This is a genomic window from Occultella kanbiaonis (assembly GCF_009708215.1).
Classification (GTDB): Bacteria; Actinomycetota; Actinomycetes; order Actinomycetales; family Beutenbergiaceae; genus Occultella; species Occultella kanbiaonis.
Genome location: NZ_CP046175.1, coordinates 4,677,848 through 4,702,451 on the forward strand (window position 1 = coordinate 4,677,848; position 24,604 = coordinate 4,702,451).

Annotated in this window: 23 protein-coding genes and 1 tRNA gene; 13 read left to right on the plus strand and 11 right to left on the minus strand. The window is 68.4% G+C overall.

The features are described 5' to 3' along the window. Positions 1 to 31: 31 nt before the first annotated feature. The 5 genes from GKS42_RS21485 to gadC form a co-directional block, all read right to left on the minus strand. Entirely contained in the window at positions 32 to 565 is a 534-nt protein-coding gene (locus GKS42_RS21485) for a sigma-70 family RNA polymerase sigma factor (RefSeq protein ID WP_154795681.1), read from the minus strand. Between the two features lie 248 nt (positions 566 to 813). Continuing rightward, a complete protein-coding gene (locus GKS42_RS21490) occupies positions 814 to 1,644 on the minus strand; it encodes a class II glutamine amidotransferase (protein ID WP_154795682.1) in 831 nt (276 codons plus the stop codon). A gap of 71 nt (positions 1,645 to 1,715) precedes the next feature. Next, a complete protein-coding gene (locus GKS42_RS21495) occupies positions 1,716 to 3,062 on the minus strand; it encodes a dipeptidase (RefSeq protein ID WP_154795683.1) in 1,347 nt (448 codons plus the stop codon). 3 nt (positions 3,063 to 3,065) lie between these two features. Continuing rightward, positions 3,066 to 3,512 (minus strand): hypothetical protein, encoded by a 447-nt coding sequence (locus tag GKS42_RS21500; protein ID WP_154795684.1) that lies wholly within the window; start codon positions 3,510 to 3,512, stop codon positions 3,066 to 3,068. Further along, the gene (gene gadC, locus GKS42_RS21505; protein WP_168217943.1) at positions 3,509 to 4,930 is read right to left on the minus strand and encodes a glutamate/gamma-aminobutyrate antiporter GadC; all 1,422 of its coding nucleotides are present in this window, start codon (positions 4,928 to 4,930) and stop codon (positions 3,509 to 3,511) included. The genes GKS42_RS21500 and gadC overlap by 4 nt, the downstream gene beginning before the upstream one ends. Before the next feature lie 614 nt (positions 4,931 to 5,544). On the opposite strand from gadC, the gene GKS42_RS21510 reads away from it, so the two are divergent. Then, positions 5,545 to 7,044 carry an MFS transporter gene (locus GKS42_RS21510; RefSeq protein WP_168217944.1) on the plus strand — a complete coding sequence of 500 codons (1,500 nt, stop codon included), beginning with the start codon at positions 5,545 to 5,547 and terminating at the stop codon, positions 7,042 to 7,044. Further along, entirely contained in the window at positions 7,041 to 8,177 is a 1,137-nt protein-coding gene (locus GKS42_RS21515; RefSeq protein WP_154795686.1) for an aminopeptidase P family protein, read from the plus strand. Before GKS42_RS21510 ends, GKS42_RS21515 begins: the two co-directional genes overlap by 4 nt. Positions 8,178 to 8,275: 98 nt before the next feature. Here the strand turns inward: GKS42_RS21515 and ppk2 are convergent, their stop codons facing one another. Then, positions 8,276 to 9,076 (minus strand): polyphosphate kinase 2, encoded by an 801-nt coding sequence (ppk2, locus tag GKS42_RS21520; RefSeq protein WP_232847782.1) that lies wholly within the window; start codon positions 9,074 to 9,076, stop codon positions 8,276 to 8,278. 322 nt (positions 9,077 to 9,398) lie between these two features. Between ppk2 and GKS42_RS21525 the strand changes: the two genes are divergently transcribed. Together GKS42_RS21525 and GKS42_RS21530 are read left to right on the plus strand one after the other, a co-directional pair. Next, positions 9,399 to 10,994 carry an MFS transporter gene (locus GKS42_RS21525; RefSeq protein ID WP_154795687.1) on the plus strand — a complete coding sequence of 532 codons (1,596 nt, stop codon included), beginning with the start codon at positions 9,399 to 9,401 and terminating at the stop codon, positions 10,992 to 10,994. Then, positions 10,991 to 11,470, plus strand: coding sequence for a DUF6325 family protein (locus tag GKS42_RS21530; RefSeq protein WP_154795688.1), 480 nt, complete (start codon positions 10,991 to 10,993; stop codon positions 11,468 to 11,470). Before GKS42_RS21525 ends, GKS42_RS21530 begins: the two co-directional genes overlap by 4 nt. A gap of 218 nt (positions 11,471 to 11,688) precedes the next feature. Here the strand turns inward: GKS42_RS21530 and GKS42_RS21535 are convergent, their stop codons facing one another. Continuing rightward, positions 11,689 to 13,689, minus strand: a complete 2,001-nt coding sequence (locus GKS42_RS21535) for a helix-turn-helix transcriptional regulator (RefSeq protein WP_487247353.1) — start codon at positions 13,687 to 13,689, stop codon at positions 11,689 to 11,691. Here GKS42_RS21535 and GKS42_RS26650 point away from each other — a divergent pair. The 7 genes from GKS42_RS26650 (at position 13,627) to GKS42_RS21565 (ending at position 20,325) form a co-directional block, all read left to right on the plus strand. Continuing rightward, on the plus strand, positions 13,627 to 14,337 hold the full coding sequence (locus GKS42_RS26650) for a hypothetical protein (protein ID WP_168217947.1): 711 nt from the start codon (positions 13,627 to 13,629) through the stop codon (positions 14,335 to 14,337). The two genes, GKS42_RS21535 and GKS42_RS26650, sit on opposite strands and share 63 nt — an antisense overlap. Before the next feature lie 196 nt (positions 14,338 to 14,533). Next, positions 14,534 to 17,302: a cation-translocating P-type ATPase gene (locus tag GKS42_RS21540; protein ID WP_154795690.1), complete on the plus strand. Its 2,769-nt coding sequence runs from the start codon at positions 14,534 to 14,536 to the stop codon at positions 17,300 to 17,302. A gap of 143 nt (positions 17,303 to 17,445) precedes the next feature. Beyond that, positions 17,446 to 17,934 (plus strand): DUF1269 domain-containing protein, encoded by a 489-nt coding sequence (locus GKS42_RS21545; protein WP_154795691.1) that lies wholly within the window; start codon positions 17,446 to 17,448, stop codon positions 17,932 to 17,934. Beyond that, on the plus strand, positions 17,924 to 18,418 hold the full coding sequence (locus tag GKS42_RS21550; RefSeq protein WP_154795692.1) for a hypothetical protein: 495 nt from the start codon (positions 17,924 to 17,926) through the stop codon (positions 18,416 to 18,418). Before GKS42_RS21545 ends, GKS42_RS21550 begins: the two co-directional genes overlap by 11 nt. A gap of 82 nt (positions 18,419 to 18,500) precedes the next feature. After that, positions 18,501 to 19,334, plus strand: coding sequence for an alpha/beta fold hydrolase (locus GKS42_RS21555; RefSeq protein WP_154795693.1), 834 nt, complete (start codon positions 18,501 to 18,503; stop codon positions 19,332 to 19,334). Positions 19,335 to 19,435: 101 nt separating this feature from the next. Then, on the plus strand, positions 19,436 to 19,804 hold the full coding sequence (locus tag GKS42_RS21560; RefSeq protein ID WP_154795694.1) for an ArsR/SmtB family transcription factor: 369 nt from the start codon (positions 19,436 to 19,438) through the stop codon (positions 19,802 to 19,804). Continuing rightward, positions 19,801 to 20,325, plus strand: coding sequence for an SRPBCC domain-containing protein (locus GKS42_RS21565; RefSeq protein ID WP_154795695.1), 525 nt, complete (start codon positions 19,801 to 19,803; stop codon positions 20,323 to 20,325). The genes GKS42_RS21560 and GKS42_RS21565 overlap by 4 nt, the downstream gene beginning before the upstream one ends. 66 nt (positions 20,326 to 20,391) lie before the next feature. On the opposite strand, the gene GKS42_RS21570 is transcribed toward GKS42_RS21565, so the two are convergent. Both GKS42_RS21570 and GKS42_RS21575 read right to left on the minus strand, forming a co-directional pair. Next, positions 20,392 to 21,234, minus strand: coding sequence for an alpha/beta fold hydrolase (locus GKS42_RS21570; RefSeq protein WP_232847783.1), 843 nt, complete (start codon positions 21,232 to 21,234; stop codon positions 20,392 to 20,394). A 262-nt stretch (positions 21,235 to 21,496) separates the two neighbouring features. After that, positions 21,497 to 21,569: transfer RNA gene (locus GKS42_RS21575), tRNA-Thr, on the minus strand. Positions 21,570 to 21,665: 96 nt separating this feature from the next. Here GKS42_RS21575 and GKS42_RS21580 point away from each other — a divergent pair. Continuing rightward, complete coding sequence (locus GKS42_RS21580) at positions 21,666 to 22,094, plus strand: hypothetical protein (protein WP_154795697.1); 429 nt, start codon at positions 21,666 to 21,668, stop codon at positions 22,092 to 22,094. Positions 22,095 to 22,102: 8 nt separating this feature from the next. Here GKS42_RS21580 and GKS42_RS21585 read toward each other — a convergent pair whose 3' ends face one another. Together GKS42_RS21585 and GKS42_RS21590 are read right to left on the minus strand one after the other, a co-directional pair. Further along, the gene (locus GKS42_RS21585; RefSeq protein ID WP_154795698.1) at positions 22,103 to 22,414 is read right to left on the minus strand and encodes a hypothetical protein; all 312 of its coding nucleotides are present in this window, start codon (positions 22,412 to 22,414) and stop codon (positions 22,103 to 22,105) included. Positions 22,415 to 22,689: 275 nt separating this feature from the next. Further along, positions 22,690 to 23,283, minus strand: a complete 594-nt coding sequence (locus tag GKS42_RS21590) for a TetR/AcrR family transcriptional regulator (protein ID WP_154795699.1) — start codon at positions 23,281 to 23,283, stop codon at positions 22,690 to 22,692. Positions 23,284 to 23,348: 65 nt separating this feature from the next. Between GKS42_RS21590 and GKS42_RS21595 the strand changes: the two genes are divergently transcribed. Then, the gene (locus tag GKS42_RS21595; RefSeq protein ID WP_232847784.1) at positions 23,349 to 24,506 is read left to right on the plus strand and encodes an FAD-dependent oxidoreductase; all 1,158 of its coding nucleotides are present in this window, start codon (positions 23,349 to 23,351) and stop codon (positions 24,504 to 24,506) included. Positions 24,507 to 24,604: the final 98 nt, after the last annotated feature.

Sequence of the window (24,604 nt, forward strand, 5' to 3'; positions counted from 1 at the left end):
GGGCGATCGGCGCACCGGTGTGTGCCGTGCCTCAGGCGCTGACGCGCTCGTCCCAGGCGGTGCGCAGCCGTGCCCGCGCGCGGGACAGTGCCGCGGCTGCTCCACCGCGGCCGATGCCGAGTGCGGCGGCCAACTCCTCGCCGTCGAGGCCCTCCCAGGCGTGCAGCATCAGGACGTGCCGGTCCCTGGCACTGAGCGCCGCGAGGGCCTCGGTCACCTGGGCGTCCGCGACCACCAGGTCCGCCGGGTCCGCGGCGTACTCGCCGTCGACGTCGTCCGGCAGTGCCTCGACCGGGATCGGGCGGCCCTTGCGCCGGTGGTTGGCGAGCACGAACCCGGCGGTCCGGTACAGCCACGGGAGCTCGTGCCCGTCGGGCACGTCCGCACGGCGACGCCAGGCGGTCGCGAGGACGTCCGCCGTCAGGTCGTCCACGTCGTCGCGCGGGGCTCGACGCAGGAAGTACCGGTGGACGGCGCCGGCGTGAGCCGTGAAGAGCTCCTCGAACCAGGCGTCCGAGCGTGCGGCGGCACCACCCACAGTGGCGGGGCCGTCGTGGTCCGTCATCGTCACTCCCGAATGCGCTGGGGGCACGGGCGGATGCCACGGTGCTCTCAAGATGCCTATGTCCCCATCACCACGATCGTTTCACACGATCGGCGCCGTGTTCGGTCGACGGCCCGCCCGTACCTGAGCCGCTGGCTGACCCGGGCGACCTCAGGCACAGAGGCGTGTGCGGGCGCGAGCGAGCAGGGCGAACGCGTCGACGTCGAGCGTGTCTCCCGGGGCGTCGGTGCTAGGACGCGGCAGTCGGATCAAGGTTGCATCGGCGCAAACGGTCGAAGGTCCTCCTTGTCGCCATGAACGATCAGACAGGACGCCTCGGGCACCTCGCGCCAGGCGCCGTGCAGGTCGCCCAGCGGCTCGGACACCACGAGCCGGGCGTCGTCGGACAGGTCGTGCAGGACTGGGTTGTCCGGGTACTGGGCACGCAACGTCGAGACGTCGGTACTGTGGAAGAGCGAACGGGACGCACCCACCGACGAGTAGCGGAACGCCCACGTCGTGTCGCCGTCGGTTGTCGCCACGGTCATCTGGACCGGTTGCTCGACGCCATGGTGACGACCGGTCGCCTCGACGAATCCGACCGCCCGTGCCACCGCCGCCGGCGGGTCGTCCAGCAACCCGAACGTCAGGGCGAGGAAGAACATCATCTCCGAGTCGGTCGACCCCTCGATCTGATTGAAGAGCGCCGGCTCCACCGCCATGGCGAGGTCACGCTTCATCGCCGGGTAGCCGGAGAGCATCCCGTTGTGCATCCACAGCCAGCGATCGTGGCGGAACGGGTGACAGTTGGTCTGCTGTACCGCGGACCCTGTCGAGGCCCGGATATGCGCGAAGACCCGGCGTGAGCTCGCGAGCGCCGACAGCTCCTGCAGGTTGCGGTCGTTCCAGGCCGGCTCAGTGCTGCGGAACACCCCAGGAGTGTCCCGCGCACCGTACCAACCGACACCGAACCCGTCTCCATTGGTCGTCGTCGCGCCGAGCTTCGAGTGTTTGCTCTGCACCACAAGAGAGTTCCGAGGCTTGAAGAGCAGGTCCTCCAGCAGTACCGGGGAACCGGAGTACGCGAGCCAGCGGCACATTGTCGCCCTCCTTGCGGGTCAGTGGTTGGTGCTTCGTCTGGGCCTCACGACCCAAGCGGTCCCCTCACCGATCAGCGGACTGCCGCCGCGTAGCGCTGCAGGAACAGGGCCTCGGTCAGCGCCATGCCGGAGATCTCTCGCGGGTCCACGCTCTCGTTCGGGGCGTGGATCAAGGCCTGGGGCTCCTCGACGCCGATCAGGATCAGCTCGGCGCCGGGATAGGTGTCTGCGAACACGTTGCAGAGCGGGATCGAGCCGCCCTGCCCGAGGGTCGCCATCGGCCGGTCGAAGACCTCCTGCATGGCAGCGGCCATCGCCGTGTAGGCGGGCCCGTCGGTCTCGGCCTTGAAAGGCTCTCCGGTCGCCTCGGTCTCAACACTCACGCGCACGCCCCACGGAGCGGCGGCACGCAGGTGCTCGTCGAGGGCGACCTTGGCGCTCTCAGGGCTCATCCCCGGCGGTATCCGCAGGTTGAGCCGCGCCGACGCGCGCGGCACGATGGCCGAGGCCGAACCGACGACCGGCGGGCAGTCGATACCCAGGATCGTCACCGCCGGGCGGGCCCACAGCATGTCCGAGACACTGCCGTCACCCAACAGCGACACACCACTGATCGCCGTTGTGTCGGCCCGGAACTGGTCGGGAGGGTAGAGCTCGCCAGACCAGGTCTGCGTGTTGTCCAGTCCCCGGATCGTCGTGTTGCCGCGGTGGTCGCGCAGGGTCGCCAGGATCGCGACAAGTGCCGCCAACGCGTCCGGGGCCGCGCCGCCGAACATGCCGGAGTGCACCTCCGACGCGAGTGCTTCGACGGTGACCACGACATTCACCATGCCGCGTAGGCTGACGGTCGCGGCCGGCTGACCGACGGCCGCGTTCCCGGTGTCACAGACCAGGATCGCGTCCGCGCGGAGCAGATCCGGGTTGTCGACGACGAACGACTCCAGACCCCCGGTACCCTGCTCCTCCGAGCCCTCGACCACGAGCTTCAGGTTCACCGGCACGTCCTGTCCCAGGGCCCGCAGCGCGATCAGGTGCATGATGATATTGCCCTTGCAGTCGGCGGTCCCGCGCCCGTACCAGCGTCCGTCCCTCTCGGTGAGCTGGAAGGGCTGTGTGCGCCACGCGGCGTCGTCGAGGGGTGGCTGCACGTCGTAGTGCGCGTAGAGCAGCACCGTGGGTGCGTCGGCGTGCGCGCACGGCCGAGAGCCGACGACGGCGTTGCTGCCGTCCGACGTCGCGGCCAGCCGGGTGTCGGTGAACCCGAGCACCGAGAAGCGCTCGAGGACCCACTGTGCGGCGCGGTGGCACTCCTCGGGTGGGAACTGGCGCGAGTCGGCGACCGACTTGATCGCGACCAGCTCGGCGAGCTCCTCGCGGGCCCGGGGCATCAGCTCGGTGACGCGGGTCCTCAGGTCCACGGCTCACTCCCCCGCCACGTTCGCGGTCTCGAGGCCCTCGACGAACTCCCGGAAGTCGTCCAGCTCGTCGGGGCAATAGACCTCGATGATCAGCAGCTGGCCCTGGAAGACCTTGCTGTCCGCGATCACTGGGCGTGCCCCCGGACCGCTCGCCCCGTTCGAGAGCTGCGACAGCAGGATGGACCGGTTCAGTGCATCGTTCGGGCTCTCGCAGGTGGCCCCGCCGTCATCGCCGAGGACACGCACGATCTGGTCCTGCGACGGCGCCGACGCGCCGGCCTCCTCGAGCGCCGCGATCAGCTGGTCGGCCTTCTCCTGCGCCTGGCGGGTCTCCCGGCCCGAGCTGAACGCGAGCAGCGCTCCGACGATGAGGACGGCGAGGATGATCCAGGCGGTGATGTAGATCCAGTTGCGTTCGCGTTTGCTCTGCGTCTCGAGGGGAGTGCTCATGATGGAGCCACCTCCCGCGGTTCAGGTTGCTTCCAGGAGGGCTTGCGGAGCTTGTAGAAGAGGAACGGCACGAACAACCCGAGTCCGAGTGCGCCGCCGCCCACGATCAGGAAGTAGAGCCCGGAGTTGCCGCTCGCGAACTGCGAGGGCGGAATGAACCCCACCAGCAGTGCGGCGAGCGAGGCCGTGAACCCGACGCCACACATCCCGACCAGCAGAGGTGCTCGGTAGCCACGGGGGTGGTCGGGATGCTTACGGCGCAACTGGATCGCGGCCACGAACATCAGGAGGTACATGATCAGGTAGACCTGGGTCGTGATCACCGAGAAGATCCAGTAGGCGCTGGAGACGTCGGGGATCAACGCGTAGGCGAGGCCGATCACGGTGGTGACGAGCCCCTGGACGACCAGGATGTTCTGCTGGACGCCGTTCTTGTTGAGCTTCTGCAGGAACGGCGGGAGGTAGCCCTCCTGGCGGGAGATCAGCAGCAGGCCCTTCGAGGGCCCGGCCAGCCAGGTCAGCATGCCGCCGAGAGAGGCGGTCACCAGCATGATGCCGACGATCGGAGTCAGCCACTGCCAGCCGAAGTTCGCGAAGACCGCGTCGAACGCCTGCATCACGCCGGCAGTGAGGGACAGCGTCTCGGCCGGCACGATCCATGCGATCGCCAGCGCCGGGAGGATGAAGATCGCCAGGACCATGCCCATCGCCAGGAACATCGACTTCGGGAACTCCTTGCCCGGGTTCTTCAGTGAGGAGACGTGAACGGCGTTCATCTCCATGCCGGAGTAGGAGAGGAAGTTGTTGACGATGAGCACCAGGCTGGAGAGTCCGGCCCACACCGGGAAGATGTTCTCGGACGTCATTGGCGCTGCGGACGCATTACCCTGCCCGAGGAAGACCATGCCGAGCACAACCAGGACCACGCCGGGAATCAAGGTCCCGATGATCAGGCCGCCGCTGGCGAGGCCTGCCACACCCTTGGTCCCACGTGAGGAGACCCAGACACCGGACCAGTACACGACGATGATGACTATGGCGGTCCACACGCCACTGCTGGCCAGCTCTGGGTTGAAGACGTAGGCGAGCGTGCTCGCCACGAAGCCCAGCAGACTCGGGTAGTAGAAGACCGTCATCGCGAACTGGCACCAGACGGCCAGGAAGCCCATCGGCTTGGAGATACCCTCCGAGACCCACTTGTAGATGCCGCCTTCCCAGCCGGACGCGAGTTCGGCGGAGACCAGGGACGTCGGCAGCAGGAACACCACGGCCGGGAGCAGGTACAGGAACACGCAGGCCAGACCGTAGACGGCCATGGTCGGCGCCGCCCGAAGGCTGGCGACCGAACTGGTGGTCATCATCGCCAGGGCCACCCACGAGATCCAGGCGGTAGGCGGGACCTTCGCTCGTGTTGCCATCTGGGCGACTGCGTCTCCGGCACTCATCCGAACCCCAGACAGGTGCGAGGCCTCCGAATTCCGGTCACCATGATCACTCCTTGCCAGAGAGCCAGTTGGTGAACCCCAGGCTAGGGAGACGTGCCCGGCGCCGGATCACTCTCAATGAGTGAAACGCCGACCCCGTTCGTCACTAGGGCTGGGCCTGTCAGCAGTCATGGATGACGGCGCCGCCCCGGTGCATGCAGGGGCTGCGGAACGAACGATCCGAGTGGCGTGATCGACGATCACGTCCGCCCCCATAGACCGGGCGCCATCCCAACGGCACTCGGCACGTCCGCTCTCGCCGGCGTCCCGCCGAGGCCGACAACGACCTGGTGAAGGAACCTCGGCACCGCCAGGACGGCTCCTCGACGCCGGGATCCGGCGGGGCGAATCGAGCGGCGCCCAAGGGGTCGGTGCCTGGTGAGCCCATCATGCGTGCTCTCGGTGGCGTCTCGTGACGGGTCCAGTCCTGCGAGCCAAACGCAGGAACGGCGCCGACTGAATCCCCCAGAGCAGGTGAGGCATCCCGCGGCCTCCGCCCATACAGTCGGTCCGGAACGGCCAACGGGCCGTTGACGGGAGGACGCCGGATGAGCGGCGACACAGGGATGAGCACCCGGGCGGGTGGAGTACTCGCGGCCACCTGCATCTCGACCCTGGTGGTGAACGCAAACACCTCGGCCGTCAGTATCCTGCTTCCCGCCATCTCGGAGGACACCGGCACGTCGGTCGCCACGCTGCAGTGGGCAGTGACGGGCTACTCGCTGGTTGGTGCTGCGGTGATCGTCACCTCGGGCTCGCTGGGTGACGTCTTCGGCCGCAAGCGGGTGTTCCAGCTCGGCCTGTTGTTGTTCGTCGCCTCGTGTGTCCTGATTGCCCTCGCGCAGTCCGGCGCCATGGTGATCGCCGGGCGCGTCATCCAGGGCGCGGCGGGGGCGACGATCCTGGCGTGCGGGCTGAGCCTGCTTTCGGTCGCCAAGAAGGGGGACGAACAGCTACGGGCGGTGTCCCTGTGGGGCGCCGCGGCCGCCGTCGGTGCGGCGCTCGGCCCGTTGCTGGGCGGCGTGCTCGTCGGCATCACCGGCTGGCAGGGGCTGTTCTGGATCGACGCCGTCGTTGCTCTGCTCTGCATGGTGCTGACCGCAGTCACTGTCACCGAGTCGCGGGACCCAACCCGGCCGAGGACGATCGACTATGCCGGCACGGTGCTGATCGCGCTGACGCTGACGCCGCTGATCCTCGCCGTCACGATGAGCGGCGAATGGGGCTGGATCTCGGTGGGCACGCTGAGCTGTGTCGCGATCGCGATCGCTGCCGGGATGGCGTTCGTCGCCGTGGAGAGACGGGTGGCCGTGCCGCTGCTCGACCTGGCCCTGCTGCGTAACCGGGTCCTCGTCGGGTCCACGATCGCGATCCTCATCGGCGCGGGAACGATCAACGGTCTGATGTACTTGCTGAGCCTCTATTTCCAGGACCCAGCCGCGCTGGGCTTCAGTCCTCTCCAGGCCGGCCTGGCCACCCTGCCGGCAACGGTCGGGCTGGTGGTCGTGGCTCCCATGGTGCCGAAGTTGGCGGCTCGGTTCGGCGGCCGACAGACGATCGGCGTCGGGTTCGCCGTCACCGCCGCCGGCTTCGTCATCGTTGGTCTGGTCGACGCATCGTGGCAGTACGCCGCGTTCCTGTTGCCATTGGTCGCGATCGCCGTCGGGATGGGCCTGTCGAACGGCCCCGCGTCGTCGGCGGCGACGGCGTCGGTTCCGGAGAACCAGGTGGGCGGGGCGTCCGGTGTGTCCAACATGGCCCGGTACGTCGGCGCCGCGGTGGCCACGGCCCTGGCCGCCACCATCTACGGCAGCGTGATCGGAAACCAGACGGCCGATGGTGCGTCGCCGTCCGACGCGCTGGCCGCCGGCCTGGCCGCGGCCTCGTGGATGATGGCGATCTTCAGCTTCCTGGGCGTCCTGATGGCCTTCGTGATCGCCCGGCACCGTGCACCCACCGGCACGTTGAACGACGCCGCCGCCTCGGCGGCGGCCCACACCCACACGTTGCCGACCTCTGCGACGGCCAGATCAGGGAGCCTCTCATGAACACGACCGACCCGACGGCATCGGCGCCGTTCACCAGCGCCGACTATGCGGCGCGGATGCGCCGCGCCGTGGCCGAGGCGACGCGCGCCGGGCTCGACGGCCTGCTGGTCATGCCCGGACCCGAACTGGTCTGGCTCACCGGCTACCGGCCCACGGCGATCACCGAACGACTGACCGTGCTGGTGCTCGCCGCCGACCACGAACCGACCCTGGTGGTGCCGGCCCTGGAACGGCCCGATGCGGAGGGCGCCACCGGGGCGCCCGGCCTCATGATCGTGGACTGGGCCGACGGCGAGGACCCGTTCGCGAGGGCGGGTGCCCTGATCCGTGCGGACGCCACCTTGGGGATCTCCGACTCCGCCTGGGCGATGCACCTCCTCGGGCTGCAGGATGCGGTACCCGGTACCTCGTACCTGTCGCTGACGCAGAGTCTGCCGATGCTCCGGGCCGTCAAGGATGCCGCCGAGCTGGCCCGGCTGGAAGCGGCCGGTGCCGCCGCGGACGCGACATACGAGCAGATCCTCGGGGTCCGCTTCGCCGGGCGAAGAGAGACCGAGGTCGCCGCCGACCTGGCGCGGCTCCTTCGGGAGTTCGGCCACGAGCAGGTCGACTTCACCGTGGTCGGATCCGGCCCGAACGGCGCGAACCCGCACCACGAGGCGGGCGAACGCACCATCGAGGTCGGCGACGCCGTCGTCCTCGACTTCGGCGGGCTCATGCACGGCTACGGATCCGACACCAGCCGCACCGTGTGCGTCGGCGAGCCGAGGCCCGAGATCCGTGACGTCCACGAGATCGTTCGGCTGGCGCAGCAGGCAGGGGTCGACGCGGTCCAGCCGGGTGTCGCCTGCCAGGAGATCGACCGCGCGGCCCGGGCAGTGATCTCGGACGCGGGCTACGGCGACAAGTTCATCCACCGCACCGGCCACGGCATCGGCACCACCACCCACGAACCGCCGTACATGATCGAGGGCGAGGAACAACCTCTGGTGCCAGGGATGTGCTTCTCCGTCGAGCCCGGCATCTACCTCGCCGGCCGGTTCGGAGTCCGCATCGAGGACATCGTCACGGTCACCGACACCGGCGCTCGGCGGTTCAACAACACCGAGCGCGAGCTGCGCATCGTCGGGTAGCGACAGCTCGCCGCGTGTGCTTCGGCGAACACCCCGGAGCACGTCTTGAGCGCGCGCTGACGTGTCTGCCACTGCACCGCACGGCGACCGGGCTCTCGTCAGAAGAGTGCCGGTATCTCGTACGGCGTCAGGTCCCGCTCGATGTATCCATCGGCCTCGGGCCGCTTCGGAAGTTCGATCGAGCGGGTCTCCAGGGGAGCGTATGGAACCTGGCCCAGGAAATGCGTGATCAGGTTGAGGCGACCGCGCCTCTTGTCGTCGGTACGCACGACGTGCCATGGAGCCCACTCGCTGCTCGTCCTCGCCAGCATGTCGTCGCGGGCGGCGCCGAACTCGTACCACTTCGCGTACGACATGAGATCCATCTTGGACAACTTCCAGATCTTGCGCGGATCATCGATCCGCGACTGGAGGCGCTTGGTCTGCTCCTGCTCGCCCACCTCGAGCCAGTACTTGACCAGCACGATCCCGGCATCGACGATCGCGCGCTCGACGTCGGGCGTCATCGAAAGAAAGCGCTGCGACTGCTCCTCGGTGCAGAATCCCATCACTCGCTCGACCCCGGCCCGGTTGTACCAACTACGGTCGAAGATCACGACCTCGCCACCCGCGGGCAGGTGCGGGATGTAGCGCTGGATGTACATCTGCGACCGCTCACGCTCCGTCGGGGCAGGGAGCGCCACCACGCGGAACACCCGCGGGCTCACCTTCGCGGTCATCGCCTTGATGGTGCCGCCCTTTCCGGCGGAATCACGACCCTCGAAGACGACGCAGACCTTCGCTCCTGAGGACTTCACCCACTCCTGCAAGGCGACGAGTTCGACGTGGAGACGCGCGAGCTCCTGCTCGTATGCCTCCCTGGGCAGTTTCGCTAAGCCTGCGTGCTGGTTCTGGTCCACGTCATCACCATGCCTCTCCTCAGGGGTGGTAGGCACTACCCACGCCAGGGTGGTCCGAGGGCCACACCTCGACACCTGCCGATCCTCCGGGCCGCGTCACGGGGATCCGCCACCTCATGCATCGCCTCGCGGCGGAGGGTCGAGCCTCAAACCCAGATCCGCTCCCGAGAGTCGGTACCCATCCACTACGACTGGGTGGTTCGCGGAGCCTGGGGCGGGCGCAGGGTGCCACAGCCCACCCCGGTTCGGGTGGTTGCTGGCAGGCGGTCCCGGACTACCTTGGCTGCACGGCACGTCCGGCACAGGCATGGGGTGGTGCACCATGGGCAACCAGCAAGACGGAGGAGCAGCCGCGGCTTCGCCAGGGACCAAGCTCGCGGTCTTGCTCGCGATGGCCATGTTCGTCCTCGTGGTGGACACATCCCTAATGAACGTCTCGATCTCCGCGGTGGTCCGGGACCTGGACACGACCGTCAGCGGGGTGCAGTCCGCGATCGCGCTCGAGGCACTCGTCTCTGCTGCGTTCATTCTGATCGGGAGCAAGGTTGGCGACCTGATCGGCCGCAAGCGTGCGTACGTACTCGGCCTACTCGGGTATGCGACGGGTGCGATCGCCATGATGGTGGCGCAGGACCTGAGGGCGATCGTCGTCTTCTGGGCCGTGATCGGGGGCCTGGGTGCTTCCTTGCTCCTGCCGGCGATGCAGTCGTTGGTGCACGGGAACTTCGAGGGTGCGGCCCAGCGCAAGGCGTACGCCCTGGTGGGTGCCGCTGCCGCCATCGCAGCGGCGGTCGGTCCCCTGCTCGGCGGCTTCATCACCACGTACCTCTCGTGGCGTGTGGCGTTCGGTATGGAGGTCGTGATCATCGCGATCGTGCTGTCCGGGATCCGGCTGGTGCACGACGCGCCGTACACGGGGTCGCGTGCGGTCGATCCGGTCGGTGCCCTGCTCTCGGTCCTGGCGATGGGCGGGCTGGTCCTCAGCGTCCTCGTGTGGCAGGAAGGGGGTGAGTTCGTCCTGCTGCTCCTCGTGGTCGGCGTGGTCGCCCTGGGCTCCCTCGTCCGCTGGTTGGTCAGTCGGAAGAAGAAGAACCGCCCGACCCTGGTCGACCCCGACCTGTTCAAGATCCCGACGTTCCGGCTCGGTATCTCCCAGCAGATGCTGCAACAGGTCGCCCTCGGGGGTGCCATGATCGCGCTCCCCATCTACCTGCAGATGGTTCTCGAGTACAACGCGATGGGGGCAGGGCTGTCCATGGCCCCGCTGTCCCTGAGTATGTTCGCGGTCGCGCTCCTGGCCGGCCGGAAGGCAGGCGACCGTCGCCCGAGCCGGATCGTTCGCATCGGATTCTTGCTGCTCGCAGCCGGAGTAGTGGCGCTGTTGCCGATCGTCCCGCGTGCCGAGTCCGGGTGGGCGCTGGTCGGCCCACTCGTCGTGGCCGGCAGCGGGCTCGGTCTGCTCGTGTCGCAACTGAACAACTACACCCTCGGCCCGGTCTCGGAGGAACGCGTCAGCGAAGCCGCGGGCATCAACTCCGCCGCCGGATCCTTCGGCCTGTCCTTCGGGCTGGCATTCGCCGGCGCCATCATGCTGGCGACGCTGTCGCTGACGTTCACGGCCAAGGCCGAGGGGAGTTCGGTTCTGCCGCCCGAGGACAAGGTGCAGGTCGCCGAGGCACTCGATCGAGATGCCCAGTTGATGAGCAACAGCGATCTGGAGGAACTGTTGGCGGACGAGCCGGAGGTCATCCAGGACGAGATCGTACGCATCAACACCGAAGCTCGTCCGCTGGCGTTGCAGGTGGCGTTGGCCGTTCCCACTCTCGCGGCTCTGCTCGGCCTGGCCAACTCGTTTCGGATGGTTCGCCTCCCTGAGCCCAAGCCGACGGGCGACACGGAAGGGATGGCATTCGGGTGACACCACGCAACGAGCAGGGCGCCCAGGGTCCGCTGGCTTCAGACCCGGACCTCGTCGAGTATGTCGTCATCAACCTGCCCGACCTCTCGTCGAGCCTCACGGTCGCGCAGGCGCTGAGGAGCCTGGTCGAGTCGTCACGGATCAGGATCCTCGACCTCGTCGGGGTCGCCATCGACGCTGAAGGCAGGTACACGGTCACCGAGCCCGAGTTGGTGTCGGCGCTGGCGGACCTGCGCGACGTGGATGGAGAGGTGGGCCGACTTCTCAGTGACGACGACATCGTGGTCGCCTGCCGTGCGCTGCCCGCACGTACGTCCGCGCTGATCCTGGTCGCCGAGGACCTCTGGGCCAAGGTGCTGGCGGACGCGGCCCGGTCCGGCGGTGGTCAGATCGTCGGTGGCGAGCGAATCCCACGGAGCCGGTTGGAGCAGGCCGAGCGTGCGTTTCGACGAGGACGGCCGGGCGGAGGTCGATGAGATGAGACGGGTGGCTGGTTCTCGACGAGACCGCGTGGGGGTGCTCCGCGCAAGCCCCATGCTGGACACGACAGTCGGCGCGACCGTCGGTCCAGTGATGAAGTGGAGGGTCGACGAGGTCCGTCAGCTTCTCTCACTCGTCGACCGTGACCTCCTGTCCGAGGAGGAGTTCGAACTTCAGATGTTGAAGATGTTCCGGCTCTGCTCGCCAGAGTGGTCTAGCGCATCAGGCTCAGACGGCGAGCGGTCGCCACTGCCTCCGCGCGTGAGTTGACGCCGAGCTTCTGGTAGATCACACGCAGGTGGAACTTCACGGTGTTGTAGGAGATGAACAATTGATCGGCGATCTCATGGAGCGTGAGGCGCGTTGGCAGCAACCGGAGCACACCACGTTCCCGAACCGTGAGCTCGGCCACAAGAGCACCGGTCGGCGAGGGGACAACCTCACCCCCCGCCACGACATGGCGTAGCCGCCGCATCCATCCGTCCGGCACGCGCCAGGCGGCCAGTTCGAGCAGGTCGAGCACATCGCGCCCACTGTCCCCGACCGTCTCCAGCATGCCGTGCTCGGCGGCGATCTCCGCAGCCGCCGCAACCTCCTTCTCCGCAGAACCGCGATCGCTGCCGTGGAGGCTGCGGCCCAGCAGCAGGTGGCGAACCACCTGGTGCCGCGCACACCGAGGCACAGCGAGCGCGAGCGAACCGGCGGCCTCCGTGCGCCGCTGCGCGGCCAGTAACACTCGGGCGTCACTCACGGGACGCCAGAACGGGTCCTCGATCTGCCGGGCCCAGTGTGCGGCATCGCCGGGCTCACGGCACGCGAGTCCGAGCACAACGCCGCGACGCGCCAAGCAGTCGGTAGCGCCACGTCCTCCGAAGTCGTATTCGCAGATCTCGGCGGCCGACCGGAACGCGGACCTGGCGCAATCGAGGGCGCCTTCCGACAGGTGCAGCTCTACGAGTTCGAGTTGGGCCAGGAACTGGACGAACACGTTCGGGTACGACGATTGCGACGACAGATCCTCCAGCAGTTGCCTGGCCTGTCCGTGGTCCCCGAGCTCTCGAATGCCGATGGCATCAGCCAAGGCGAGGTCGACCCGGAGCGTGCCCATGTCGCCGGCCTCTGCGATCGGCCGCACCCTGGCCGCCGTTCGCACAGCGTCGAGGGGGTAGCCACCCAGAGCTAGCGCGACGGCACGGGTACCCTCGAGGGCGACAGCACGCTCGGGGTCGTGGCTGACCCCCCGGACGACCTCCTCGACCTCCGGGCCGCCGTCGAACCATCGCTCGTCGAGAGCGATGCCGCGCGCGACCAGACTCCAGCCGAACCTTCCCAGGGAGTCGAGCCAGGCCGGCCCGTCGAACGCGTCCAGCGCGGCCCGGGCCTGGTCCTCGCAGCGGTGCCAGTCTCCGGAGGTGATCGCCGCTGCGGCCCGGAGGATCTCCAGCCTGCCGGCACTGTGGCCACTCACCGGCTGCGATGACTGCGCGGCGGCCAAGGCAATCTGGAACGACTGACGGTCGATCGGCATCTGGCACCATGCATACTCGATCATCGCCTCCGGGTCCGAGACGAAGGAGCTCGGAGAGATCTCCTCCGTCATGCGGCGCATGGCAGACGCTCGGCCGCCATCGAAGAGGTCGACTGCCAGGTCGGCGAGCAGACGGAGCGCCTCGCGCGGCCTTCCCGCCGACAGCCAGTGCTCGACAGCGCTCGTGCTGTCGTCGGTGGCCTCGAACCAACGGGCCGCCCGGGCATGAAGGTCTCGAAGACGCTCAGGCTGCCGACGCCCGAGCTCGGCCCGCAGCAGGTCCCTGACAAGTCCGTGCACCTCGAACCAGCCGCCGGGCTCCAGGGCCGTGACGAACAGGCCACGGCGCTCCGCCTCGGCGAGCATCTCGCCTGCCCCGGAGCTGTCGGTGAGCGCCTCGGCGAGCGAGTAGTTCACTCGGTCCGCCACCGACACGCCCAGGAGCAGACTGATCATCTCGGGTCGCTCCGCTCGCAGCACCTCGTGCCACAGGTACTCGTCGACGAGGCGACCGGACCCGGTCGTGGCTTCGTTCTCGTGGCCCGAACGTCGGATACCGTCCGCCCCTTGTGACCGAACTGCGAGAGCGGAGAGTTGGAGGGCAGCCGCCCAGCCGCCGGCCCATTGGGCGACCTCGGACAGCTCGTCAGGGGCCGCGTCCGGACACAGCCCGACGAGCATCGCCATCGCCTCGGCATCCGAGAACCTCAGCGCCTCGAAGGAGAGATCGGCGAGCAGACCGCTGGCCCGGAACCTGTCAACGGGCAGCCTCAGCCGGCGCCGGGTCAGCACCAACAGATCCAGCCAGGCGGGCTTGTGCTCGATGAATGCCGCAAGGCACGACGACGCCGAGGCATCGTCGTCCACGAGGTGAACATCGTCGATGACCAGCACTGTCCGGTCTGCTTCGATGTCCTCGAGCACATCGACCAGCGCGTGCACCGCGTCCTCGGGTCTGTGCGGGCGACGGAGCACGGACATGGTGCTATCGGCACAGCCTGGGGCGAGTTGGTCGACGGTGGCGGCGAGCGCCGTCGTGAGCTGCTGCGGGTCACGGTCCGCGTCATCGAGTGCCAGCCAGATCGCTCGCCGCCCGGTATGAGTGATCCAGTCGGCTGCGAGCGCCGTCTTCCCGGCACCTGCCGGCGCAACGAGAGCCAGAACCGGGCACTCGTTGAGATCCTCGAGCAGCCTCACGAGGCGCGGTCTGCGGATGAAGTGCGCCGGTGTGGTGGGAACGCGGAACTTGGACCTGAAGAACGGCGAGTCGTATCGCCCTCGCTGCACCAGCCTGGAGCCACGTGGATCGTCTGCCATGAGTACCCGATGGTTTGAGCCCTCCGAGTGGGCCGATGCACGCCACGGTATCCCCGGCACACCGGCCTGGCTTCATCCAGAATGCAGGATTCGCCGGCACGGCCGTCGCGGCAGGGCTGGGCACCAGATCAACCCACCCCGCCGAGGGTGGAGCGCAACCACCCAGCGTCTCAGCACCATCGGTGAGAACCGCACTGATCCGTGGAGGTCAACGATGGCGACCGTGAACGCTGACATTCCCGGCGCCGAGAGCCCTCGGGACCCAGTCGCTATGGAGGCGGACGACGTCGCCCGCGAACTCGGTGTCGATCCGGCTGTTGGACTCTCCAGCGACGAGGCCCGATCGCGCCTTGCCTCCCACGGGCCGAACCGGCTCGCCAGTGGGAAGCAGGAGCCCGCATGGCGAGCCTTCGTGCGGCAGTACCAGGACTTCATGCAATTGGTGCTCCTCGGCGCTGCGCTGATCAACCAGCTCGTGACCCAGGACACGGCTACGACGGTGGTCCTTGCCGGACTGACGGTGTTCAACGCCGTCATCGGCTTACGCCAGGAGGCGAAGGCCGAGGAGAGCGTCAAGGCGCTCTCCCAGATGATGAAGTCGATCGCGCGGGTCCGTCGTGACGGTCAGCCGACCGAACTCGACGCCGAGGAGTTGGTGCCCGGCGATGTGGTGCTGGTCGAGGCCGGCAACCGGATCCCGGCCGACGGTCGCGTGTCACTCGCCGCGACCCTCGAGATCGAGGAGGCCGCCCTGACCGGCGAGAGCCTCCCGGTCGGCAAGACAATCGAACCGGTCCCAGGTACCGACGTCCCGCTGGGCGACCGGCGGTGCATGACCTACATGAACACCTCGGTCACGCGAGGCCGCGGAGAGGTGATCGTGACGGCCACCGGGATGGACACCGAGATCGGGCACATCGCGCACATGCTGGCCAACACCGAGACGAGCAAGACCCCCCTGCAGAAGCAGCTCGACTCGCTGTCGAAGATCATCGCTTCGATTGCGGCGGTGGCCCTCGTCCTGGTGATCCTGTTGGGACTGGCTCAGGGTGCGACGTTCGATACCCTGTTCATCACCGGCGTCGCCCTGGCGGTCGCCGCGATCCCCACTGGTCTGCCCGCCGTGGTGACCGCCCTGCTCTCGATGGGCACGCGCGAGATCGCCCGTCGCAATGCGATCGTCAAACGGCTGCCCGCCGTGGAGACGCTGGGCTCGACGTCGGCGATCTGCTCGGACAAGACCGGCACGCTCACCCTCAACAAGATGACGGCACGCGAGATCGTGATCCCCGGACACCACCGCTACACCGTCTCAGGGGAGGGCTACAGCACGGTCGGTGACATCAGCCATGTCGGGGGCGAGCGATACGACCTGGATCCATACCTGCTCCCGATGGTGCTCTGCGCCGACGCCGTCCTCGACGGCGAGTCCCTGATCGGCGATCCTACCGAGGGTGCTCTCATCGTGCTCGGAGCCAAGGGCGGACTCAACATCACCGAGACGCGGGCCGCCTACCCTCGCGTTGCCGAGGTGCCCTTCGACTCCGACTACAAGTTCATGGCGACATTCCACACCGTGACCTCGGATGACGGACGGCCGGTGGTTCGCTGCTACGTCAAGGGAGCACCCGACGTCCTCATCGCAAGGTCGACCTCCGTGCGGCAGCCCGACGGCACGGTTCTGCCGCTCACCGAAGCCAACCGGCATCTCGCACTCGAAGCGAACGACCGGATCGCGAACGCCGGCGAGCGGGTCATGGTCGTCGCTGAACGCGACCTCGAGCCGGGCACGGTGGGGGCCGACGACGACCTCATCGGACTCGTCCAGGAGTTGACCCTGCTGGCGATGGTCGGCATCGTCGACCCGCCACGGCCCGAGGCGAAGGCCGCCATCGGCGAGTGCCACGAGGCCGGCATCCGGGTCCGCATGATCACCGGCGACCACGCCAGCACCGCTGCCGCGATCGCGAGCGAGCTCGGCATCGAGGGCCGGGCCGTCACCGGTGCGGAGTTCGCCTCGATGAGTGACGCGCAACTCCTCCGGGAACTCGACGACATCGGCGTCGTCGCTCGCGTCGCACCCGAGGACAAGGTTCGCCTGGTCAGGCTGCTCAAGGAGAAGGGCGACGTCGTAGCGATGACCGGGGACGGGGTCAACGACGCCCCGGCCCTGAAGACCGCCGACATCGGCGTCGCCATGGGTATCACCGGCACGGAGGTCTCGAAGGAAGCCGCCGTCATGATCCTCACCGACGACAACTTCGCGACGATCGTCGGCGCGGTGTCCTACGGGCGTTCCCTCTATGACAACCTCCTGAAGTACCTGCGCTTCCAGATGTCCACCTTGGTCGCCTACATAGCCATCTTCATCGGGGCCGGCATCTTCGGCATCGCCAACGGTGCGCCGCTGAACCCCCTCCAGATCCTCTGGATCAACATGGTGATCGACATCCCGCTCGCCATCGCGCTCGGCTTCGACCAGCCCGCCCGCGGTCTGATGTCGCGCGCCCCTCGGCCGATCAGCGCGCCGGTGCTCTCCCGCACCAACTGGATCCGGCTCTGCGTGCAGGGCGCGGTGATGACCGTCGGCTCGCTGGTCGCGTACCAGATCGGTGCGGGCCAGGGCGGTGCCGTCGTGGCCGCGACGATGCTGCTGACCACACTGGCGCTGTTCCACCTCTTCGGGGCACTGCTGAGCCGTGACCAGACCGGGACCATGTTCGACCGCAATTCGATTCCCGGCGCTGTGCAGTTGCGGCGCTACGCCGTCGCGCTGCTCGCGATCGTGCTGATCACGGCACTGAACTTCCTCCAGGAGATCTTCGGGACGACCGGACTCACCTTCGAGCAATGGTGCATCTGCATCGGGATCGCCTCCTCGATCGTCGTGGTCGAAGAACTGATCAAGGCGATCCTCAGGTGGCGCGCGGGGCCCACGGAGCCGGTGGCGCTACCCATTGGTCTCACACCCGCCGTGGCCTGAAACGAGGATGGTCCGATGTCGTTCAGCTTCGTCACCGCAGTTTCCTCAGGAAGTTCCACCACGGCCCGGGGCCCCCGGTCTGGACCGGGCTCACCCGTGAGGCCCGCGAACTGCAAGAGCCCAACAACACAAAGAGGTGCGAGATGACCACATTCACAGTGTGGAAGTACGAAGACCCCGACGGCGCCGCGCACGCTGAGAGCGCGCTGAAGGCGGCGGCCGCCGATGGCGTGGTCACGATAGTCGACCACGCCGTCATGAGTTGGCCCGAGGGAGCCGACAAGCCCGAACTCCACCACGACCACGACAGCCCGAAGCGCGGCGCCGCGTGGGGGGCGCTCTGGGGAATCCTCGTAGGCGCACTGTTCACGATCCCGGTGGCGGGGGTCGTACTCGGTGCTGGGATCGGTGCCCTCGCAAAGGCAACGGAGGGAACCGGCATCACGAAGGAGGATCTGGAGCGGATCCGGACCGAGGTCGGTCCTGGCACCTCTGCGTTGTTCTTGGTCACGGAGAACACGGACCTGGACGCCCTCGGTGACCGGTTCCGCGGCCGCGACAGCAAGTTGATCCACACCAACCTCACGGCTGCCGAGCGCGCCGTGCTCCTGGAGACCTTCGGTGCCGGATGACCGCCGCTCAGTTCCGCTCGATCTCGTCTCAGGCAGTGAAGGCGCGATCATCGGGACCGTGGTCTGTGCCGCCGTGATCGCGTACGGCGTCGGTCACGCGGACTCGACGGCGCAACTGAGCCTGATGATCATCGTCACCGTCGGCGTCTACTGGATAGCGCACCTGCATGCCGCAACGATCAGTAGTGCGCTCACCCAGGGCCATCATCCGGCCACGGCACTCAGACACGCCCTGACCGAGGCCGCGCCGGTCGCCGCCGCGTCGATCCTGCCATTGGCCGTTCTCCTCCTGACGCGCCTCGCCGGGGCGAGCCTGGACGCGTCGGCATGGACGGCGCTACTCGCGACCATCGCGTTGCTGGCCTTCTACAGTTACCGGGCCGGTGCACGGGGCGGTCTCGATGCAAAGGGAAGGATTGCCAGCGCCGCAGCGGGCGCCGGCATCGGGGTGCTCGTCGCACTCCTCAAGGTGGCACTGCACTGAAGGACCATTCGGTGAACGGAAAGCCGTTCCAGCTCAGCCCGCATCTGCCGGACCACCTCCCTGCTCCTGGAAAGAGCCTGCCATGTCGACCGACGGCACCGGATGGGTGGCAGAGCGGCTGCAGGTCGACGGCGCAATCGTCTACTGTCGGCGGAGCACGCAAGGGTCCGGCCCACCCCTCGTCCACATCCATGGCTTCGGTATCTCCGGGGCGTACCTCATGCCGACCGCCCGCGTACTGGCCAAGCGCAGGATCAACGTGGTGCCCGACCTGCCCGGGTACGGACGCAGCTCGCGGCGCGCCCACGTCCTGGGTATCCCCGCGCTCGCGACGGCGGTGCTCACACTTCTCGACACGCTGGACATCGACCGAGCAGTGCTGATCGGGAACTCGATGGGTTGCCCGATCGCACTTGAGGTGGCGCACGGCGCACCTGAGCGAGTCGAACGCCTTGTGCTGGTCGCACCTGCCGGGGGGGTGCAGAACCAGCCCCTGAGCCGCGGGCTACGCCAGTTGGTGACCGATGTCGCTCGAGAGAGCCCGAGCATGGCACCGATCGCACTTCCGGACTATCTAAGGTTCGGACCGATCAACGGGCTTCGCCTGTTCCACGAACTGACCCTCTTCCCCTCGCTGGAGCGCCTCCTTCGCACACCCGTGCCGACCCTGGCTATCCTCGGTGGGCGCGATCCACTCATGCCGCCACCCGCCCGCGTTCGCGAGCTCGGCCGACTCGCTGACGAACACATCACCATCGCGCTCCTGCGGCAAGCAGCGCACGCAGCGAACTTCAGCCATCCCGAGGAACTGGCTGGGTTGATCGAACTCTGGCTGGATGGTGCGCTCACCAGAGGCACTCCACTCCCGGACGGTGTCCGCCTGATCGACCCACACAGGGACGCCGGTCAAGGCTGAGCAGCGGTCCGCCGTCACGCACCCGTTTCCTCTGCGTCCTGAAACAACACACACCCAGGACAGTATTGACAGATTGGTAGCTTATTCGTTACCAATTACGAATGGATGCGTTCGCCGCCCTCGCGGACCCGGTCCGCCGGGACCTCGTGAGCCGGCTGGCCCGTGGGACGGCGCGGGTCGTCGACCTCGCGGGCGAGCACGCCATCAGCAGGCCGGCCATCAGCCGGCACCTGCGGGTGCTCGGCGAGGCAGGCCTGGTGACCGCCGACGACGTCGGCCGGGAGCGGCACTACCGGTTGGCACGCGGCGGCCTGAGTCCGGTAACCGACTACCTCGCAACCCTCGTGCCGGCACCGCGCTTCGACGAGACCGCACTCGACGGCCTCGACCTCGAGGTGCGACGCACCGTCCGCGACCACGCCACGCCCCATTCGGACAGGAACCGAACCACCACGGAGGAGTCAGCATGACGAGTACACCCACGCCCCGGGCCACGGGACGACGAGAGGAACGGGACGGGACGGCCTACCTCGTCTTCGAACGGACCTTCCGGGCACCGATCACCGACGTCTGGGCGGCGACGACCGAGTCGGACCGGCTGGTGCGTTGGATCGGCCACTGGGCGGGAGACCCCACCAGTGGTTCGGTGTCGTTCTGGATGACCGCCGAGGCTGCGGACGCGCCGGCGGAGACGATCCACATCGACGTGTGCGACGCGCCGCGACGCCTCGTGATGCGGTCGGCGCGACCCGATGACAGCACCATCGAGTGGACCTGGCAGATCGACCTCGCCGAGGCCGACGGCGTCACGACGCTGACGTTCGCCCAGGAGGTCGGTTCGGACACCCTGGCGGAGGGAGTCGGCCCGGGGTGGGACTACTACCTGGACCGCATGGTCGCCGGCGAGACCGGCGCCGACCTCGCCGCGATCGACTTCGACCAGTACTACCCGGCGCTCACGGCGCACTATCGCGCGGAACTCGCCCGGTGACCGCCTGACCGGTCGTCGTCGCCTCCGTCCCGCAGCATCACCGACCGCCCCGTCCGACCGCGCCCATCACCCGCCTGGCGCTCCTCCGCCGTCTGGCTTCGGCTTCGCCGGCGGGTGCAGCGTGCCCCGATGGATCTCGTAGACCGATGCGGTTCCGGGCGAGTCCGGGTCATCGACGATGGGCTCGTCCCGCATGAAGAGCCTGATGGCGTGGGCGAGTTCACCCGGGTGGCTGAAGTTGATCGCGTGCGCAGCGCCCTCGATGATGACGACGAGCACATGGTTGTCGGTCTGCCCGGCGACCTCCCGGATCCGTTCGGCACCTGGCAGCAGCGGGTCGCGGTCGCCGAGCACGACCAGTGTCGGCAACGACAGTTCGAGCAGTCGCTCGAGCGTCGGGTACCGGGTGAGCGCGCGGAACAACCGCACCGTGCTTGGTACGCCGAACCGCAGATAGTCCGGCGTCGCCACGCTGAGCATCTTGGCCGGCTCCCGTCTGCCGTCCTTCGTGAGCTGACCGATCGCGCGTCGGAGCGGCTGGTTCTGGATCCCCCCGGCCGGCGAGACCAGAACGGCGCGATCCAGACGCTCGGGGTACCGGTGCGCGAACTCGCAGATGACCGGACATCCCATCGAGTTGCCCACCAGCGTGGTCGACCTCACCCCGCGGTCGTCCAGGAATCTGGCCGCCGCGTGAGCGAGGTCGGGCACGTCGAGCACATCGCGAGGTCGTCCGCTGCGCCCGAAGCCGGGAAGATCGGGCACATACGTGAGGAACTCGTCCGCGAGCAACTCGGCGGTCGGCAGCAGGTACCGACCGGACAGCCCGAAGCCGTGCAGGTGCGTCATGACCGGCGCACCCGGCGAAGCCAGCGACGCGCGATAGAACACGTCCACCCCGTCGACCATGGTCCACGTGTCCGTCAGGCTGGACGCGGGCCGTCTCGGATGCAGTCGAGCGCGGTGACGATAACTCGCCCTCACGGGGTTTCCGGCCATCAGTCTTCCCGTCCGTCACACCGAAACGAGCGCACCGCGGCGGCCCGCTGTGAGGAAAGTCCCACCATCGACTCGCGATGTCAAGACGGTCGCAGCGCGTCGGCGCCCCGCATCGGACGCAGCAGGGCCCCGACGCCGACTTTCATCAGTGCTGGGGCCGAGTTCCTACCGGAGCCGCCTCAGGGAATCGAACCCTGGTCCCTCTCATGACGAGTGAGACGCTCCGCCGACTGATCCAATGCGGCGGGTGCTCCGCATCTGGAGCGGCGGGGCGCGCACTGTACTGCCGCCATGTGGGACCTGCCCGGGTGAGCCGTGACCGGCGGTGGCACAATGCGACGATGCGGCTTGACTGGGGACGGGGCAACGTGATCCGGCTCGACGGCGCCGAGGTCGCCCAGATCCCGATCTCGCCCTGGAGCAGGACGAGCAAGGCAAGCATCGGTGGCAGACCCTGGAAGCTTCGCCGGGGCAACGACTACCAGGCGACCCCGGACGGCGCCGCCGAGCCGACCTTCTCGGTGCAGCGCGAACGCGGGAGCAGCACGTCCTGGCACGCGTGCTCCGGCTCGGGCTGGTACGGACTGCGCAAGGAGGGCACGCTCTCGGTCGGGCTCACGCTGTGGCGGGCCGGTGCCCAGGTGGGACACACGGGCTACACGGGTGGGTTCCCGAACTACGTCCGGCTGGACTGCGAACCGAGCATTCCGGTGGACGACGCGGTACTGCTCCTGTGGTTCTGGTACGTCCTCGCCGCCTCGTCCCAGTGAGCCTGGGCCTACTTCCGCGTGCCCTGCGCTGCCCACCGGCGTGCGGCATAGTCGACGCCGACGGCCAGCCGGTACACCCCGACGAGGGTGGCGAGCAGGCCAACGACCGCAATGATGAACCCGGTGGTCAGCCAGGCACGGCCGGGGTCGCCCAGGGACTCGCCGGTGAGCTCCCAGACCAGGCTCATCTGCCGGGCCTGATCCATCGCGGCCCAGCCGATCACCAGTAACGCCACCCCGAAGGTGAGGACGACCGCCGACCCCACCGGACCGGGGTTCGGGACGTTCAACTCGTTCGACTGCGTCTCGGGCTCGCTCATCGGGCCATGAAACCATGCCGCGGGGTACGACACACTCACCAACTCATCGCGATCCGGGGTCATGAACCGCAGCGGTCCATCACCCGTCAGATCCGCGGTTCAGGCGTGACTCCGAACTTCTCGATCATGAACCGCCAGAACAGTGCGACTGCCTCGTGCTCGGGTCGCTCCAACTCATCATTTCGACCCGAGTGCGCCTGATGATTCATCGACGTGCAAGCCGCCAACTCGTTGGTCTCGCATGGCCGCTCCTGCCGCGACCAGTCTCCGGCCGGTCAGCCGGCGCTTCGTGCGCCGGTGACCATCGCCTCGACCAGGCGTCGGACCGCGAGGGCGTCGACAGGGCCGGGCCCGGTCACCAGCATGAACAGGGCGCCACCGTAGAGCGTGATCAGCAACGGCACCGCGCCGGGCGGGGCGCCCGCGTCCCGGAGCGCGAGATGCACCGCCTGCGTCTGCGCCTCGGCGGCCTCAGCGAGCCTGGCGAGCGCACCGGCCAGCGCTGGTCGCCGTTGGGCCTCCAACTGCAGCTCGTAGATCGCGAGGTAGCGGGTCCGGTGCGTGGTGGCGGCCATGACCAACGACGCCGCAAGCAGGTCGGTCAGCCGGCCGGCTGCGTCACCCGCCTGCTTCGTGGCGGCCGCAGCCGTCGCGGCCGTCGACTCGGCGAGGTGGAGCTCGGCGACCCGGCGAGCTGCAGCGCCGAGCAGCTCGTCACGGCTGGGGAAGTAGTTCGCGGTCGTGCCGATCGGCACGTGGGCTGCGCGATCGACGGCACGGTGCGTGACCCCTCCGACACCGGCGACCGCCGTGATCTCTATGGCGGCGTCTGCGAGGGCGTCGCGTCGTCGTGGGTTGGTGCGGGGCACCAGCCCAGTATGACAACATATGTACCACAACAAGTGTTGTGGAACAGGAATCGACGGGAGCGATGATGGAACCGACAGCAGTGGTGGCCGGTGGCGGCATCGCCGGGCTGGCCTCGGCCCTCGGCCTGGCGCAGGCGGGCTGGCACGTCACCGTGCTCGAGCAGGCCACCGAACTCGGCGAGGTCGGGGCCGGCGTCGCGCTCGCGCGCAACGGCGTCGCCGCGCTGCGTGGTCTCGGGTTCGACGATTCCGCGATCGAGGGTCTCGGGGTGCCGACGCGCGCGGGCGGCGTGTATGACCTGCACGGTCGCCCGATTCGTCCGATCGCGGACGACGTCGACGCCGTCGCGATGCGAGGCGTGCACCGCGCCAGGCTGCACTCGGCGCTGCTGCAGCGCGTTCGGGACCTGGACATCGACCTCGTGACAGGGATCACGGTCACCGGCGCACGCCCTGGATCACCCGACGGAGAGCAGGCCGTGGTGCGCACGACGGGCGCCGAACATGCGGCCGATCTCGTGGTGGCCGCCGACGGCGTCCGGAGCGCCGTGCGCGCCGCGCTGACCCCGTCCGCGCGAGCGGCCTACTCGGGCTACTCCAGCTGGCGGGCTGTGACACCGCTCGCACTGCAGCCCTCCGTCCTGCGTCAGTACTGGGGGCCGCACGCGGAGTTCGGGACGATGCCGGTCGGACCGGATCAGACCTACTGGTACGGGTACGTCAAGATGCCCGAGGGGCTCCGGCTGCTGGACGAGCATGCGGCGGCCCGCGACCGGTTCACCGACTGGGCGCCCGTGATCGTCGACCTGATCGAGCAGACGGACCCGGGCGCGGTGATGCGCCACGACGTCCTGTACCTGCCAGGTGGCATGCCCCGCTACGTCATCGGCCGGATGGTCGCCACCGGAGACGCAGCCCACGGTGGCCTACCAACCGTCGGGCAGGGCGCCGCCACCGCCTTGGAGGACGGCATCAGCGTCGCCAGACTGGTCGGCGCCCCGGCCGCAGCAGGGCGCCCCCTGGCCGCAGCGCTGGCGGCCTACGACTCCCAGCGGCGGCCCCGCTGCCGTGCGATCTCCCGCACCGCGCTCGTCACGGCCCGGTTCGGCTCCCACCTCGGTCCGCGGTTCCAGGGCCTTCGCAACACGCTGGTCCGGATGGCTCCCACGAGCGCGATCTCACGGGGCGCCGACGCCGTCATGGGCTGGAACCCGCCAGCCTGACGGGTCGGACACGAGCGACCGCACCGTCGGCCCTCGTGGTGGCCCCGGCGGCCGGGAACAGGAACGGCGAGACCCCGACTGTTCGTTGGGATCTCGCC